Consider the following 16,819-nt stretch of genomic DNA (forward strand, 5'->3'; position numbering starts at 1 on the left):
GAGAGGAATAGCATGGGAGTCATATTAGAATCGAAAGAGTTGAGTAAGGTCTATTCTGTAGACAAGGAAAATAAGCAGGATATCCTTAAAAATGTAAATTTACAAATAAATAAAGGAGAGTTTGTCTCAGTTATGGGACCTTCAGGTTCGGGGAAATCTACTCTTCTTTATAATATAAGTGGAATGGATAGATTGACTTCAGGCAGTGTACAGTTCAATGGTCAAGAAATTTCCACCTTCTCTGAGCAGGAGCTGTCTACCTTACGCTTAAATAAAATGGGTTTTATTTTTCAACAGATTCATTTGCTTAAGAATCTTAATATTTTTGATAACATCGTTTTATCTGCCTACTTAGCTAAAAAAGATAGCCGTAAATCTATTAATAAGCGCGCAACTGAGCTAATGAAGAGGACGAACATTTCGAGCTTAGCAGATCATGATGTTACTCAGGCATCAGGAGGCCAGCTACAAAGAGTGGCTATTTGTCGAGCATTAATTAATCAACCAGATATTGTGTTTGGTGATGAACCTACTGGGGCATTGAACTCTAAATCTGCAGATGAGGTCATGGAGATTCTTGCGGATATTAATCAGACTGGTACGACCATAATGCTAGTCACCCATGATGTTAAAGTGGCTGCTAAAACAGAACGTATTCTTTACATGCTAGACGGAAATATTGTAGGTGAATACCAGCTTGGTAAATATAGAAAAGAAAAAAATGATAGCCGAGCTAGAGAAGAGGAAGTTTCACGATGGTTAATGAAGCTTGGATTTTAGAAGGAACTTTGTTTAATTTTAAGCGTCTATATAGAACATCAGATCATTATATTTAGGATAGAATAATTCAGGGATAGAAGTAAATGAATTACTATAGAACAAATTAGAAATGGGTAACTAAAAATATAGGCAGCAGGTGAAGAGCAGATGAAAAGTCAAATGCAACATCTACTGAAGCAAACAGCTTCGAAGGCATTACTAGTTGGGGTCACAGTAGGGATAGTTATATTAGGGTCAGGAGGAAATTCTCAAGGGGAAGCTACTTCTGTCCCCTTTTCCTTACAAGAACAGGGAAAAAACCAACCTCAGCAAGTAAAAGCCTGGCAATCGTCACAATCGGATATTCAAGAACAAAATCAAACGATGATTTTTGTTAATAACCAAAGAATGTCTGGTCAAACAAATCCATTTATCGCTCAAGGGGTTACCTATGTGCCGTTACGTGATTTTGTTATCAATACAGGTGCTAGCCTGAGTTGGAATGGAAAAAGTGGAGAAGTCATCATTCAGTACGGACCAAATAAGATGGTTCATGAAGTAGGATCTGATGTATGGCATACAAATGGGGATCGTTCTTTGATGACTAGTCCTTCTAGAGTCATTCAAGGGGTTACATTTCTTCCTTTTAGAGATCTATCAAACGCATTTGAAGCAAGCTTTAGCTTATGGAAAACATCAGACGGAACATTAATTAGTATGCAGACGCCAGACCAAGATAAATACGCTGTAGAAGACACTGTAGCTAAAATTGATGCGTATCTGAAAAACGAAAGCTATGTAGGAAATGTTTTGATTGCTAAGCAGGGAGAGATTTTACTGGAGGACGGGTATGGTCCAGCAGGTAAAGGTCAATTGAATCAACCTGAAAGAAAGAGCAGAATTGCATCTATTAGTAAGCAATTTACTGCGGCAGCGATTTTGAAGCTAGCAGAGAAAGACAAGCTGGCGCTTTCGGATACGCTTAATAAGTTCATTCCTGAGTTTCCACGGGGTACAGAGATAACGCTTGATATGCTACTCTCTCATACAGCTGGATTGCCTGCTGATATTCCGCGTGTGCAAGGGGCAACTGTAGAGGAAACGGTAGCGTCTATAAAAAATATGAAGCTTGGTTTTGACCCTGGAACTGCTTATCGATATAGTAATCCTGGATATGTTTTATTAGCCCATATTATAGAAAAAGCCTCAGGCATGAGCTATGAGAGCTTTTTAAGTGAAAGCTTTTTTAAACCATTAGGCATGACCTCTACAGGTGAAGCTACTCCAGATTCAGATACGATTCAAGGCCATCTTTTAGATCAAGGGAAGCTAAATGTCGCAGGCTACTATATTTCCCAATCAGGTACAGGCAGCCTGTATTCTACTGTTTATGATTTGCTCAAATGGGAGCAGGCTTTATACACCGAAGAGATTCTTTCACAAGCTTCTATTGAAAAGATGTATGTCCCGAGTCCTTATAAAAATTACGGCTATGGATGGGAGATAGAAGAAAGAAAGGGCTCAAGAATTGTATCGACAACAGGTGGTGGAAGAGGATACACCACAAAGCTGATTCGGGATTTAGATAATGAGCTAGTGATCATCTTACTTAGTAATCAAGGTCAATTGGATATAAATAAATTCAGTTCAACTATTCTAAATATGTTTGATGAATAAAGAACAAGAGCATGCTTATCTTTAAGGATAGAGCATGCTCTTGTTTTGATAAGTGGCAAATCTAAAAAGACGATCCGTTTTTTAATTTATAAGACAAACCTAATTATTAACAGTGAGAGGTTATGGGGAATCTAAAGTTCCATGGTAATATAGGATGATCTCCTATGATGAACAATGCATCTTCATCATTAGGGGTTCTTTTAGCTTTATCATTGGAGCGTCATAAGTTCTTACGGAGTCACATACAATCTCCATAACGAATCCTTCAGACAAGAATAGGGGGTTGTAAGGTGGACAGAAATGTAAAAGTGATGTTTGATCGGCAGCTTTATGTATTTTGTCAAGAAGCTGCTCAAATATGTCATAGTAAGGAATTTAAACAGCTACACAAAGAGATGGCAAAGCTTTATCGTAAAAAAGGTGTAAATAACTTTAAGGTTATTGCCTTTCATGACTCTTTATATAGTATCTATATGGAACAGCATGATGGAGAGCTTTCTTCACAAATGCGTTCGTTATAGATAAGTATGATGAATGTGATCATTACGTCCCATGCTAAGAAAAGATTAACACAGCCACGGCAACAAGGAATTCAGCTAAAAGAAATTTTTCATGTCGCAGAAAAGATTCCAGGGTCTATCCCAATCGCCACTAGATTCCGTGGATTTATCTCGACAAACGGAAAAATTTATGATATTGTAGCTAAGGACATCCCAAGTGGACGTCTTATCATTACCGTTATTGGTAAATGATAACCTTTAGCATGGCTTATCGACTCACCGACGAATAGCTGGGCTTTAGGGGATTATGTAAAAGGAGGTGAATAGGATGGCACTAACACAAGAGCGTAAAAATGAACTGATTAGTGAATATAAGGTTCATGATACAGACACAGGATCACCAGAGGTACAAATTGCTATCCTTACGGAGAAGATTAATTACCTTAATGATCACTTGCGTGAACACAAGAAGGATCACCACTCTCGTCGTGGATTGATGAAAATGGTTGGTCAACGTCGTAACTTGTTAACTTATCTTCGTAACAATGATATTCAACGTTACCGTAACTTAATTAACAAGCTAGGATTACGTAGATAGTACAGTGAAAGCGGGGAATTTTTTCCCGCTTTTTCTACATTTTAATGTCCATTTTCCTTAATGAAAAGCTTCTTTTATTTTTACATAATTAAGGGCATAATGGAAGGAAAGATATTTTAATCAAAATGAAGAGATATATCGAGAGGAGGATAAAACACATCATGGAACAGGAAGTACATGTATTTAAGAGTGAAATTGCTGGTCGTCCTTTTTCTATTGAAACAGGAAAGCTAGCCAAGCAAGCAAACGGTGCTGTTATGGTACGTTATGGTGACACAGCTGTGTTATCTACAGTAACCGCTTCAAAAGAGCCCAAGGATTTAGACTTCTTTCCTTTAACTGTGAATTATGAGGAAAGACTTTATGCTGTCGGTAAAATTCCTGGTGGCTTTATTAAACGTGAAGGTCGTCCTAGTGAAAAAGCGATTCTTGCTAGTCGATTAATCGATAGACCGATTAGACCGTTATTTGCAGATGGCTTTCGTAATGAGGTCCATGTCGTTAGTACGGTGATGTCAGTAGATCAGAATTGCTCACCGGAAATTGCTGCAATGATAGGTTCTTCTATCGCTTTGATGATTTCGGACATTCCTTTTAATGGACCAATTGCAGGAGTGAACGTTGGGCGAGTGGATGGTCAGCTAGTGATTAATCCTACCGTTGAACAGGCAGAGAAAAGTGATATTCAACTGACTGTAGCTGGAACAAAGCATGGTATTAATATGGTTGAAGCAGGTGCTGATGAAGTTCCAGAGGAAGTGATGCTAGAAGCAATTCTTTTTGGACATGAGGAAATCAAACGCATTATTGCTTTCCAAGAAGAGATTGTGCAACAGACAGGGAAGGACAAGCTTGAGATCCAGCTTTATGAAATAGATGCAGAGGTTTATTCAGTCATTACGGAATATGCCAAAGCAGATATGGTTCAAGCGATTCAAATTGAAGAAAAGCATGCCCGTCAGGATGCGATTGATGCTGTTAAGGAACGTACCCTAGAGCAATTTGCTGAGCAGTTTGAAGACAAGCAAAAGAATGTTAAAGAAGTTTTAGACAAGATTGTGAAGGATGAGGTTCGTCGTTTAATTACGCAGGACAAGATTCGTCCAGATGGCAGAAAAATAAATGAAATTAGACCGATTGCTTCTGAAGTAGGCTTATTACCTAGAACTCATGGATCAGGCTTGTTTACTCGTGGTCAAACACAAGCTTTAAGTGTGTGTACCTTAGGAGCTTTGGGTGATGTACAGATATTAGACGGATTAGGTGTTGAAGAGTCAAAACGCTTTATGCATCATTACAATTTTCCTCCATACAGTGTTGGGGATGCAAGAGCACCTAGACCACCTGGACGTCGAGAAATTGGACATGGTGCTTTAGGGGAAAGAGCTCTAGAGAAAGTGATTCCGAGTGAAGAGGAGTTTCCATATACGATTCGCCTTGTATCTGAGGTTCTAGAGTCTAACGGTTCATCCTCTCAAGCCAGTATTTGTGCAAGTATCCTAGCGATGATGGACGCAGGTGTCCCAATTAAGGCACCAGTTGCAGGAATTGCCATGGGTCTTGTCCAGGAAGGTACCGATGTAACGATCCTTTCAGACATTCAAGGAATGGAAGACCATCTTGGTGACATGGACTTTAAGGTTGCTGGAACGGAAAAAGGCGTAACAGCTCTGCAAATGGATATCAAAATTGATCAGCTAACGAAAGAAATTTTGGTACAAGCCTTAGAGCAAGCGAAGGAAGGTCGCATGCATATTTTAAATAAAATGCTTGAAGCGATTCAGCAGCCTCGTGAGGAGCTTTCGCCGTTTGCGCCAAAAATTAAAACGATTCGAATTAACCCTGATAAGATCCGTGAGGTTATTGGACCAAGTGGTAAGGTCATCAATAAGATCATTGAGGAAACAGGTGTTAAGATTGATATCGAGCAGGATGGAAGAGTGTACATTGGCTCTCAAGATGTAGCGATGATTGAAAAGGCTCAGAAGCTCATTGAGGATATTGTCCGTGAGGTTGTCGTAGGAGAGACTTATCTCGGTACAGTCAAGCGTGTAGAGAAATTCGGAGCATTTATTGAAATTTTTGCAGGTAAAGAAGGATTGTGTCATATTTCTCAGCTAGCTGAAGAGCGTGTGGAAAAGGTTGAGAATGTTGTTTCCGTTGGTGATAGTATCATGGTTAAGGTGACTGAGGTTGACAATCAGGGACGCGTTAACTTGTCTCGCAAAGCGGTTTTAAAGGATCAAAAGGCCGCAGCTAATACGAAATCTTAGGAAAAAGCTATTTCTTTAATAGCTTTTTTTTATTTTTCTTTGAAATTATCCTCTAGTTCATAAACCCATAAACCAATCAATTTTTTGTTTCTAGGAATGAAACATCTCCTCCTACATACATATGAAATAAGAATGGCTGTCCCTATGGACGAGCAAGGAGGAGGATTGGGTTGAAAACACATGGATTTAAGCTAGCTTTACTAGGCTGTGGAATACTCAGTTTTGTGGCACTTTTAATATTGGTCAATCGTACCCCCATTGATTCTTATGTGAACACTATAAAAATGATGAATGTCCCTATCATACAAGCAGATGATGACATATACCGTCAAATTGAGGATCTTGCGGAGCAAATTAATCAAGCACCAGTTAATGCTAAACTAGATCGAGTGTGGAAGGCAATTCCTAGTTATAACGGGGTACAGGTGAATATTGAAAAATCCTATCAGATAGCTACCCAGCTAGGGAAGGTGCAGCTAGATACACTAATGTATGACGAAATTGAAGCTGAAATTTCTTTAGAGGAAATAGAGCCTGCTCCTATTTATAGAGGAAATCCAAAAAAGCCTATGATCTCTCTAATGGTCAATGTAGCCTGGGGAACGGAGTATGTACATAAAATGCTTGATATTTTTGACCAATATCAAATTAAAGTTACATTTTTTCTAGATGGAAAATGGCTTACAGAAAATAAAAATGTGGCGGAACTTATGCTTGAGCGGGGACATGAGTTAGGAAACCATGCGTACTCTCATCCTGATTTAAAGAAAGTGAGTGCTGAAAGAATCAAAGAAGAGCTATTAAAAACAAACAAGCTTATTGAGGAGCTTGGTGTAAAGAGTTATTTATTTGCGCCTCCGTCTGGATCCTTTGATAATAGAGCTGTTAAAATTGCCGATCAATATAAGATGAAAACGATATTATGGACTTTGGATACAGTGGATTGGAGGAAACCCTCACCTGAAACGATCATCCAGAGAATCGTTCCGAAGCTCGAGAATGGCTCCCTGATCCTTATGCACCCAACGGAGCCAACAGTTGAGGCACTCCCTACCATCATCGAAGGAGCGATGAACAAGGAATTGATGCTTGGAACTGTCTCAGAGCTCATCAGCCCTGAACGAAGTCTATCTCTGATTCACTTGAAATAGTCACCTTATTCTCAAGGGATAATTCTTGAGAAGGGAACTGAACTCTGTTATAGTTGAACTTGTTATTTCAGAGATCATTAGGAAGTGGGAAGGAGAAACAAGATTGATTAAAACACATACCTTTTCCAATGGATTAAGGCTTGTCATGGAAAAAATCCCATCTGTGCGTTCAGTCTCCTTAGGGATATGGATTGGCACAGGTTCAAGATATGAGATAGAAAAGAATAATGGGATCTCACATTTTATTGAACACATGCTTTTCAAAGGGACTTCTAGTCGAACAGCTCGAGAAATTGCTGAGGAGTTTGATAGTATAGGGGGGCACTTAAACGCCTTTACTTCTAAGGAGTACACCTGCTACTACGCTAAGGTTCTAGATCAGCATTTACCAAAAGCCATTGACGTTTTAGCCGATATGTTTTTCAACTCTACCTTTGATGAAGGAGAGCTGGAAAAAGAAAAAAATGTAGTTCTGGAAGAATTGAAGATGTATGAGGATACGCCTGACGATGTGGTTCACGATTTGATTGCTAAAGCAACATATTATGATCATTCTTTAGGTTATACGATACTTGGTCAAGAAGATGTGATAAATTCTTTAAGGCCTGATGACTTACGTCAGTATATGAACAAGCACTACACTCCGCACAACACAGTCATCGCAGTTGCTGGACACTTTGAGGAGCAGGAGCTTGTTGAAAGAATAGAATCTTATTTTAGTGATTTTAATGCTCAAGAAGAATCAAATACTACTGGATTGCCTGAAGTTACTCACCATCATTTATTTAGAAAAAAGGATACAGAGCAAGCTCATTTTTGCTTAGGCTTTAAAGGTGTTGCCATCGGTGAACAAGATATCTATCCATTGATTCTTCTAAATAATATACTTGGCGGCAGTATGAGCTCAAGATTGTTTCAAGAAATAAGAGAGGAACGCGGTTTAGCCTATTCTATCTTTTCTTACCATTCCTCTTTTAAGGATACGGGATCAGTTCACTTATACTCAGGCACTGCTCCACAACAATTAGAGGAAGTATATAATGTAAGTGTAGATATTCTGCATTCTTTAGCAACAAAGGGAATTACAGAAAAGGAGCTGCATAATGGCAAGGAGCAGCTGAAGGGAAATCTTATGCTTAGCCTTGAAAGCACAAATAGTCGAATGTCTAGGATCGGAAAAAATGAATTGATGCTTAGAAAACACTACTCCTTAGATGAGATCATTGCTAAAGTTGAGGCTTTAAGCAAGGAAAGAGTAGACCTACTAGCTGAACGAATTTTTAGGCAGAAGCATAGCTTTGCTTTAATTAGTCCTTTAGAGCAAATCCCATCCGTTATTCAAATAAATCGCTTAGTGAAATAAAGCTGTTATTAGAAATAATATGACTATAAAATAATACGTTCAAAGTAATAAGACCTTGAGATTTATTGTTGAAATCTAAAGGTCTTATTTAAATTCTTTAAGAATACATCAATAGTAAGGGTTGTATTAGCTAAGAGAGCAGGAGGTCAGCCAATGAGGTTAAGCGAATTGAGTGGAAAAGAGCTTATCGATTTAAACAATGGAGAACGATTAGGTTTAGTAGGTCAGGCAGACTTGACTATTCATGAGCATACAGGAAGTATCGAGTCTATGATTTTGCCTTCTAGCTCTTTCTTGAGTATAGGTAAAAAGAGAGAAGAAATTGTCATCCCCTGGAGAGCTATCCGGAAAGTTGGACCAGAAATGATTATCATTGAATTACGAGAACAAAGCAAGGTAAGAGATTCATATTAACATGCACTTAATCTAATGAGGGCACATACGATGAAGGTAGATGGTTTACAGCTTTATCCAGAGCTTAGTGAACGTTTTAGTGTAAGAAAGAAAGGAGCGAACTGGGTCTATGCTTACAGGCACTCATGTCGCCTTCATCGGTGGAGATGCAAGACAAATTGAAGTCATAAAAAAATGTAGTGAGCTTGACGCAACGATTTCTCTCATAGGGTTTAGTCAGCTACAAAGCGAGTTTCCAGGAGCAAAAAAAGAAAGCTTAACACTTGAAGTCTTTAAAGATATAGATGCTTTAATTCTTCCAATTGTAGGGACAAATGAGGAGGGAGAAGTAGAGAGCATTTTTTCTGATCAACCGATTAAAATCAAGGAAGAACATATTCGAGCTTTACCTCAAAAATGTGTTGTTTATACGGGAATAGCGAAGCCATATTTAACCAACCTAACGGAGCAAAATGACATTACTCTCGTGCAGCTACTTGACCGTGATGACGTAGCCATTTACAACTCAATTCCAACGGTTGAGGGGGCTATTATGATGGCTATCCAACATACAAATATCACTCTGCATCACTCCAATGCTATCGTTTTGGGCTTAGGAAGAGTAGGAATGTCTCTTGCCAGAACACTACATGTATTAGGTGCGCGTGTTAAGGTAGGTGCAAGAAATCCTGCAGATTTAGCTAGGATTTATGAGATGGGTTTAACACCTTTTCATATGAACGAGCTTAAGGAGCAGGTAGGAGATTGTGATTATTTATTTAATACTGTTCCACATTTGCTAGTGACCTCTCAAGTGATTGCGAGCATGCCAGGACATATATTTATCTTAGACTTAGCATCGAAGCCTGGTGGAGTAGATTTTCGATTTGCTGAACGCAGAGGAATTAAAGCGATGCTAGTGCCCAGTATTCCAGGTATTGTTGCTCCAAAAACAGCAGGAATGATTTTGGCGAACGTTGTCACTCAATTGATTTTGGAACAAAAACAAACCAGGGGGGCCTAACATGAAGCTTGAAAATAAAACAATTGGCTTTGGTCTGACAGGATCACATTGTACATTTGCTGAAGTGATGCCTGAAATGAAGAAGCTGAAGGAAGCAGGGGCTAGGGTAATTCCAATCGTTACTCATACCCTGCTCACTATGGATACAAAGTTCGGGAATGCAGATGATTGGGTAAGGCAAATTAAAGAGATTACCGGAGAAGAAATTATTGATTCGATCGTAAAAGCAGAGCCGATCGGTCCAAGCAAACAGCTTGATGTAATGGTTATTGCTCCGTTAACAGGGAATTCCACCTCAAAGCTAGCCAACGCCTTAACGGATAGCCCTGTTTTAATGGCCACCAAAGCTACTTTAAGAAACTTAAGTCCAGTTGTTCTAGCTATTTCAACGAATGATGGCTTGGGTCTTAATGCTTCAAATGTGGCGAAGCTAATGTCTACAAAAAATATATATTTTGTTCCTTTCGGTCAGGATGCTCCAGATAAAAAGCCAAATTCCCTTGTGGCACGCATGGAATTGATTCAAGCAACATGTGAAGCAGCGTTAGATGGAAAGCAGCTCCAACCCATGATAGTAGAAAAATATAAATATATGCAGTAGAATAAAAGGATGATGCTTGATTTAGATAAGCTAGGGGAAGGAGAACAATCGATGGCCATAAAACAATTCCATTTTGCCGTTGTAGGAGCCACTGGAGCTGTAGGACAGCAAATTATAAATACATTAGAGAAAAGAGCTTTACCAATTAAGAAACTAACCTTATTATCATCTGCTCGTTCTGCGGGCAGTTCGATTTTATTTAAGGGTGAGTCTATCACTGTACAGGAGGCTACACCAGAAGCGTTTGAGGGAGTAGATATTGCTCTATTCAGTGCGGGAGGGAGTGTCAGTAAAAAGCTCGCTCCTGAAGCTGTAAAACGAGGAGCCCTGGTTATTGATAATACAAGTGCATATCGTATGGATCCTGACGTTCCTTTAGTTGTACCTGAGGTTAATAAAGAGGATATCTTTTTAAATAAAGGAATTATTGCAAATCCAAACTGTTCGACGATACAAATGGTTGTTGCCCTGCAGCCGTTGAGAGAAAAGTACGGGTTAAAACGCATCATTGTTTCAACATATCAGTCTGTTTCTGGTTCTGGGCAGTCTGCTATTACTGAGTTAAAGCGCCAATCCCAAGCTGTACTAAATGAAGAGGATGTAAATCCAGATATTTTACCTGTAGGCTCACTTCCTAAAAAACATCAAATCGCTTTTAATGCCATTCCGCAAATCGACGTGTTTCAAGAGAATGGTTTTACGTTTGAGGAAATGAAAATGATAAATGAGACGAAAAAAATTATGCACGATGATACACTACAGGTTTCTGCTACCTGTGTTCGTATTCCAGTTGTTACAGGGCACTCAGAATCCGTATTTGTTGAGCTAGAGAATGAGCCAGATGTGGCAGAAGTAAGGGAGTTATTAAGTCAATCTTCTGGAATTATTGTAGAAGATGATCCTGCCGATCAGCTTTACCCGTTAGCGACAAGAGCTGAGGGAGAGCTTGAAGTATTTGTAGGAAGGATTAGGAAAGATTTAGATGTCCCTAATAGCCTGCATATGTGGGTTGTTTCAGACAACCTGCTTAAAGGAGCAGCGTGGAATAGCGTTCAGATCGCAGAAGCGTACATTGAAGGAAAAAGTTAAAACTTCTATTAAGAAGCCTTTTCAAACATAAAATAGACTTCAGGAGTGGAGAAGGTATAAAGACGGAGAGCTTTTTCAAAAATGGTTCGAAGTAGTAAGTGGTTTGAATAATCATAAACAAAGAGGGAATAGAATGAAAATCATCGTACAGAAATTTGGTGGGACTTCTCTGCAGGATCCCGAGGTACGGCAGCATGCTGTAGAGCATATAAAAAAAGCTAGAGCTAAAGGCTATCAGGTTGTTGTTGTTGTTTCAGCGATGGGACGCAAGGGATCTCCTTATGCAACTGAAACACTGATGCAGCTTGTCAGTGAAGAAGGAAAAGTAGGCTCCCAGAAGGAGTATGATCTATTGCTAGCCTGCGGTGAAATGATTTCTAGCATTGTGATGGCAAGTAAGCTTAATGCCCAAAGCATCCCAGCTGTCTCCTTTACAGGGAGAGATGCCGGGATTTTAACGAACAATGATTTTGGTAATGCTCAAATTCTATCCATTCAGCCACAGGCCATTCTTGAGCAGCTTTCGCAGGATAAAGTTGTTGTTGTATGCGGATTTCAAGGAGCAACAGAAAGCGGTGAAATTACAACACTTGGTCGAGGGGCTAGTGATACGTCTGCAACGGCATTGGGAGCAGCGTTAAAAGCTGAAGTTGTGGATATCTTTACAGATGTGGAGGGGATTATGACCGCCGACCCTCGCATTGTACAGGATGCTTCAAGGTTAAAACTTATTACGTATAATGAAATATGTAACCTGGCCTACCAAGGAGCTAAGGTCATTCACCCTAGGGCTGTAGAAATTGCCATGCAGCATCAGGTTCCTATAAGAGTTCGTTCAACTCTCTCTGATGATGAAGGGACGTTAGTTACATCGCTCAGACAGATTAAACATCTTGAAGGAAGAATGAATGATCAATTAATTACGGGCATAGCTCAGGTCTCAAATGTTTCTCAAATTAAGGTTTATGCCAAAGATAGCGACTTTGATTTGCAGCTAAAGGTCTTTAAAAGTATGGCAGAAAATAGGATCAGTGTAGACTTTATCAATGTAAACCCTTCAGGAGTGGTTTATACTGTTTTCGAGCATGTTACGGATAAAGCAATTGCAATCCTTAATGAGCTAGGCTATGAGCCTATTGTTGAAAGACATTGTGCGAAAGTATCTACAGTTGGTGCAGGGATGGCTGGAGTGCCAGGAGTTATGGCCCAAATTGTTGAGGCGTTAACAACAGAGGATGTTCAAATTCTACAATCTGCTGATTCACATACAACCATATGGGTTCTTGTGAAAGAAGAAGATATGGTTCGTGCTGTTCAAGCTTTACATCAAAAATTTGAGCTGCATAAGGCGAGTGAGCCATTACCTAACTACTATTCGGCCTCTCAATGAAAGGCTTATTAAATATGAATGGATAATGAAATTGTTCTACAATGAAGTGATGGAGAAAGGTGATAGATTGATGAGTGATTTTGGACGTATTATTACAGCAATGGTTACTGCATTTGATGCAAATGAAAACCTGGATTTGTCAAAGCAGACAAAGCTTATTGAATACCTATTTCAGAACGAAACGGATTCTATTATTGTAAATGGGACAACAGGTGAGTCTCCAACGCTAAGTAAAGAGGAGAAGATCATGCTTTTTGAGCATGCTGTTGAACATACCAAGGGAAAAGGGAAAGTCATTGCGGGTACAGGCACCAACAATACGAAAGAGTCGATTGAACTTACAAAAAAGGCAGAAGAAATTGGAGTAGACGGAATTCTTCTGGTCAACCCTTACTACAATAGACCTAATCAGGAAGGGCTTTTTCAGCACTTCAAAACGATAGCAGAAAGCACTAGTTTACCTGTTATGCTATATAATATCCCAGGACGCTCGGCTGTTAATATGACACCAGAAACGGTTTTACGATTAGCTGAAACCCCAAATATTACTATGGTCAAGGAATCTAGCGGAGATCTAGGTCAGGCTGTTGAGATTTTAAAGCATGCCCCTGATAATTTTCTGCTCTATACAGGTAATGATGATTTAACTTTACCTACTTTGTCTGTAGGAGGGTATGGTGTTGTCAGTGTTACCTCGCATGTCAAGGGGAATGAAATGCAGGAAATGATTCAATCCTATTTAGCGGGCGATATCAAAAAAGCGGCTAAACTAAATCAGGACTTATATGATATTTTTAACGTGTTGTTTTCTTCCCCATCACCTGGCCCAGTGAAAAGAGTATTGAATCACTTGGGTGTAGAAGTAGGCTCTACCAGACTACCTATCGCTTCTTTATCTGCTGAGGAAGAGAAGTATATTTTAGGATTTTTTAACTAAGGATGCTTGAACAGGTTTTGATTCTGATTTAAATAAAATAGATTAAAAGTCCTCACTTCTTATTTAGCTAATCGCTGAGTAAGGAGTGTTTTTTTAGGGGAAAATAAAAGGATAATATGCTTGTACCATAGGGCGGCTAGAACGGCTCAAGGGTGAGCATAAATGGATTAAAAAAATATTTACTCTTGAAAACTTGTGTTTGGAGATTTCAATCATGTATACTATAAACAAGTGATTTGTGCGGTTTTTAAGTGTAACTACAACTGAATATAGGAGGAAGTATTCAATTGTCGAAACTGAACAATCAAAAATTATCAATCTTTTCCTTGGGCGGCGTTGGTGAGATTGGTAAAAACATGTACGTGCTGGAGTTTGGTCATGATATTATTGTGATTGATGCGGGACTCAAATTTCCTGAGGAGGATATGCTTGGAATTGATATTGTTATTCCTGATATCACCTACTTAGATGAAAATAAGGATCGAGTTCGGGGAATTATCATCACTCATGGTCATGAGGATCACATTGGTGGTCTACCATACGTCATGAAACATATTCAAGCTCCTATCTACGCTACAAAGCTGACGATGGGTCTCATCGAACATAAATTAAAGGAAGTCAACCTTTTACACCATACAAAGCGTCATATTATCCATTCTGGTAGTGAACTGAAGCTAGGAAAATTTAATGTTTCCTTCTTTAGGGTAAATCACAGTATTCCTGACTGTGTCGGAGTTTGTGTTGATACACCTGAAGGAATAGTTGTACACACGGGGGATTTTAAATTTGACTATACTCCAGTAAATGGAGAAATAGCTGATTTAGCGAAAATGGCTAGCATTGGAGAACGTGGTGTAGTTGCTTTATTATCTGACAGTACGAATTCGGAAAGACCAGGTTATACTAGGTCTGAGAAGGAAGTAGGACGTGCTATAGCGGAGCAATTTTACAAGGCTGAAGGGCGTATCATTGTGGCCACATTCGCTTCCAATATCCATCGTATCCAAAATGTGTTTGATGCTGCATTAGAGCATGGACGCAAGGTTGCTATTATTGGGCGAAGTATGGCTAATGTTGTGCAAACAGCCATTGATTTAAACTATCTAGTTGCTCATGAAGGACTTATTGTTTCCCCTGAACAGATTAATCAATTACCTGCTGAAGAAATTGTAATTTTATCAACAGGTAGCCAAGGGGAGCCAATGAGTGCATTAACTAGAATGGCACGCTCCACACATCGTCAGCTTGATATTATACCTGGAGATACGGTGATATTTGCCGCCACACCAATTCCCGGGAATGAAAAGCTTGTCTCTAGAACGATTGACCAGCTCTTTAAATTAGGAGCAACAGTTATTTATGGTCAAGAGGGTGTCCACGTTTCCGGACATGGGAGCCAAGAAGAGTTAAAGCTAATGTTAAATCTTATGAAGCCTAAATTCTTTATTCCAATCCATGGTGAGTACAGAATGCTTAGACAGCACGGTAAGCTAGCTGAAGAAACTGGAGTTGATTCACAAAACATCTTTTTAATTGAAAATGGAGATGTGGTTGAATTCCAGCATGGCGAAGCGCGTCTAGGAGCAAAGCTACCGGCTGGTAATGTACTTATAGATGGCTTAGGAGTAGGGGATGTTGGGAACATTGTATTACGGGACCGCAAATTACTATCCCAAGATGGAATATTAATCGTTGTAGTTACACTTAGTAAGAAAAATGGAACCATCGTTTCAGGACCAGATATTATCTCTAGAGGATTTGTCTATGTTCGTGAATCTGAGGAATTAATGGACGATTCGGTACAGCTTGTTAGTCAAACCTTGCAGCGTTGTATGAGTGATAATCAAATTGAATGGTCTATGCTAAAAACAAGTATTAGAGACTCTTTGAGTCGTTTCTTATATGATCAAACAAGAAGAAGACCGATGATTTTGCCGATTATTATGGAGGCTTAACTATACTTCTTATAAAATTTCTAATTAAAACTACACCTCAATTTTTAACGAGGTGTAGTTTTTTGTGTAATTATGCCGTCCGCCATTGCAATTATAATTTTTATATATTATTAATATTAATAATATTTTAACATTATATTGACATTATAAGGGTTATATTGTAATATTATCTCGTTAATTCCAATAACGTGTTTTTATATTAATTAAAATATACAATAAGTATTGAAGGAGATGTGAATGAACAAAAGAATATTCTACTTAGTTCCTCTTGTAGTTTTAGTGTTGTTGATCGGGTTTAATTTTCTGAAAATTAAGGAATATAAACTGGAATATAATAAAGAATTCCCTTCTGATGTTGAAATATATCATTTTGAGCGGAAAACAGAAGTTCCAATTACATATCTTTTTGAGAATCAAACTTTATTGTTCTACTTAAAACAGTCATGTAATGTTTGTATAGAAAATCTTGACACTTTCTCATCATTTGTTCGTCAAAATAATGACCTAAACATAATTTTACTGTGGGAGGATGATATCCCAATTGAAGAACTGAGTAGAGCAAGTATTGAAATGGAAATGAATTATCAAGTTAAAGGCAGGATTAGACTTTCAAAAATTACACCACTTTTTGTACTAATAGATTCTGAAAATAAAGTGGACTTTATTTCTAATGATATTAAACAAATGGAAGCAAGATTAATAATCAAGTAGTTCCTATACTGCATTACTGCATTTCCATAATTAATCTAAAAGGATGTGTTATTGAATGAAATTAGCAAAAAAAGTATCTATTCTTGCATTTGTATTTACATGTTTAATGATTTCTAGTGTTGTTGCAAGTAGTGTATACGCATCATGTACTTCATGGGAAACTCAGGCAACAGGACCGGTTTGGTGTGATACGAGTGACGGATGTGGATTTTTGTGGCTACAAGATACTGCAAAGGTAGATGCATATCAAGTAAGGATATGTAGTTCTGGAGACGGTTATTTTGTAATTGAAGAGAGATACGTGACATTAAGGGAAGGTTGTTGTTAAAAAATCTAACCCAATGTTATAGGTAAAAGTAATTGCAGTATAGGACTTTAAATAGAAAGGTTGTCAAAAA

At 38.6% G+C, this 16,819-nt stretch carries 17 protein-coding genes; all 17 read left to right on the forward strand.

The window, feature by feature from the left end:
• Positions 1-12: 12 nt before the first annotated feature.
• The 17 genes from J2S11_RS03230 (at position 13) to J2S11_RS03310 (ending at position 16,749) form a co-directional block, all read left to right on the forward strand.
• Positions 13-780 (forward strand): ABC transporter ATP-binding protein, encoded by a 768-nt coding sequence (locus J2S11_RS03230; protein ID WP_307390838.1) that lies wholly within the window; start codon positions 13-15, stop codon positions 778-780.
• Between the two features lie 147 nt (positions 781-927).
• Entirely contained in the window at positions 928-2,436 is a 1,509-nt protein-coding gene (locus J2S11_RS03235; RefSeq protein ID WP_307390841.1) for a serine hydrolase domain-containing protein, read from the forward strand.
• 290 nt (positions 2,437-2,726) lie between these two features.
• Positions 2,727-2,957: a hypothetical protein gene (locus J2S11_RS03240; protein WP_307390844.1), complete on the forward strand. Its 231-nt coding sequence runs from the start codon at positions 2,727-2,729 to the stop codon at positions 2,955-2,957.
• Between the two features lie 9 nt (positions 2,958-2,966).
• Complete coding sequence (locus J2S11_RS03245; protein WP_307390846.1) at positions 2,967-3,188, forward strand: hypothetical protein; 222 nt, start codon at positions 2,967-2,969, stop codon at positions 3,186-3,188.
• Positions 3,189-3,264: 76 nt separating this feature from the next.
• Positions 3,265-3,534: a 30S ribosomal protein S15 gene (gene rpsO / locus J2S11_RS03250; RefSeq protein WP_307390849.1), complete on the forward strand. Its 270-nt coding sequence runs from the start codon at positions 3,265-3,267 to the stop codon at positions 3,532-3,534.
• A gap of 161 nt (positions 3,535-3,695) precedes the next feature.
• The gene (gene pnp, locus J2S11_RS03255; protein ID WP_307390852.1) at positions 3,696-5,807 is read left to right on the forward strand and encodes a polyribonucleotide nucleotidyltransferase; all 2,112 of its coding nucleotides are present in this window, start codon (positions 3,696-3,698) and stop codon (positions 5,805-5,807) included.
• 170 nt (positions 5,808-5,977) lie between these two features.
• Entirely contained in the window at positions 5,978-6,958 is a 981-nt protein-coding gene (locus J2S11_RS03260; RefSeq protein WP_307390853.1) for a polysaccharide deacetylase family protein, read from the forward strand.
• A gap of 103 nt (positions 6,959-7,061) precedes the next feature.
• Positions 7,062-8,321: a M16 family metallopeptidase gene (locus J2S11_RS03265; RefSeq protein ID WP_307390855.1), complete on the forward strand. Its 1,260-nt coding sequence runs from the start codon at positions 7,062-7,064 to the stop codon at positions 8,319-8,321.
• A gap of 153 nt (positions 8,322-8,474) precedes the next feature.
• Entirely contained in the window at positions 8,475-8,735 is a 261-nt protein-coding gene (locus J2S11_RS03270) for a YlmC/YmxH family sporulation protein (RefSeq protein ID WP_307390858.1), read from the forward strand.
• A gap of 109 nt (positions 8,736-8,844) precedes the next feature.
• Positions 8,845-9,738 (forward strand): dipicolinic acid synthetase subunit A, encoded by an 894-nt coding sequence (gene dpaA / locus J2S11_RS03275; protein ID WP_307390861.1) that lies wholly within the window; start codon positions 8,845-8,847, stop codon positions 9,736-9,738.
• A 1-nt stretch (position 9,739) separates the two neighbouring features.
• Complete coding sequence (locus tag J2S11_RS03280) at positions 9,740-10,339, forward strand: dipicolinate synthase subunit B (RefSeq protein ID WP_307390864.1); 600 nt, start codon at positions 9,740-9,742, stop codon at positions 10,337-10,339.
• Positions 10,340-10,390: 51 nt separating this feature from the next.
• A complete protein-coding gene (locus J2S11_RS03285) occupies positions 10,391-11,428 on the forward strand; it encodes an aspartate-semialdehyde dehydrogenase (RefSeq protein WP_307390867.1) in 1,038 nt (345 codons plus the stop codon).
• 133 nt (positions 11,429-11,561) lie between these two features.
• The gene (dapG, locus tag J2S11_RS03290; protein ID WP_307390869.1) at positions 11,562-12,818 is read left to right on the forward strand and encodes an aspartate kinase; all 1,257 of its coding nucleotides are present in this window, start codon (positions 11,562-11,564) and stop codon (positions 12,816-12,818) included.
• 70 nt (positions 12,819-12,888) lie between these two features.
• Positions 12,889-13,755: a 4-hydroxy-tetrahydrodipicolinate synthase gene (dapA, locus tag J2S11_RS03295; protein WP_307390871.1), complete on the forward strand. Its 867-nt coding sequence runs from the start codon at positions 12,889-12,891 to the stop codon at positions 13,753-13,755.
• 287 nt (positions 13,756-14,042) lie between these two features.
• Positions 14,043-15,710: a ribonuclease J gene (locus tag J2S11_RS03300; protein WP_307390874.1), complete on the forward strand. Its 1,668-nt coding sequence runs from the start codon at positions 14,043-14,045 to the stop codon at positions 15,708-15,710.
• Between the two features lie 237 nt (positions 15,711-15,947).
• Positions 15,948-16,421, forward strand: coding sequence for a hypothetical protein (locus J2S11_RS03305; protein ID WP_307390878.1), 474 nt, complete (start codon positions 15,948-15,950; stop codon positions 16,419-16,421).
• Positions 16,422-16,476: 55 nt separating this feature from the next.
• The gene (locus J2S11_RS03310) at positions 16,477-16,749 is read left to right on the forward strand and encodes a hypothetical protein (protein ID WP_307390883.1); all 273 of its coding nucleotides are present in this window, start codon (positions 16,477-16,479) and stop codon (positions 16,747-16,749) included.
• The last annotated feature ends 70 nt before the right edge of the window (positions 16,750-16,819 follow it).

The sequence above is a fragment of the Bacillus horti genome, assembly GCF_030813115.1.
Taxonomy (GTDB): domain Bacteria; phylum Bacillota; class Bacilli; order Caldalkalibacillales; family JCM-10596; genus Bacillus_CH; species Bacillus_CH horti.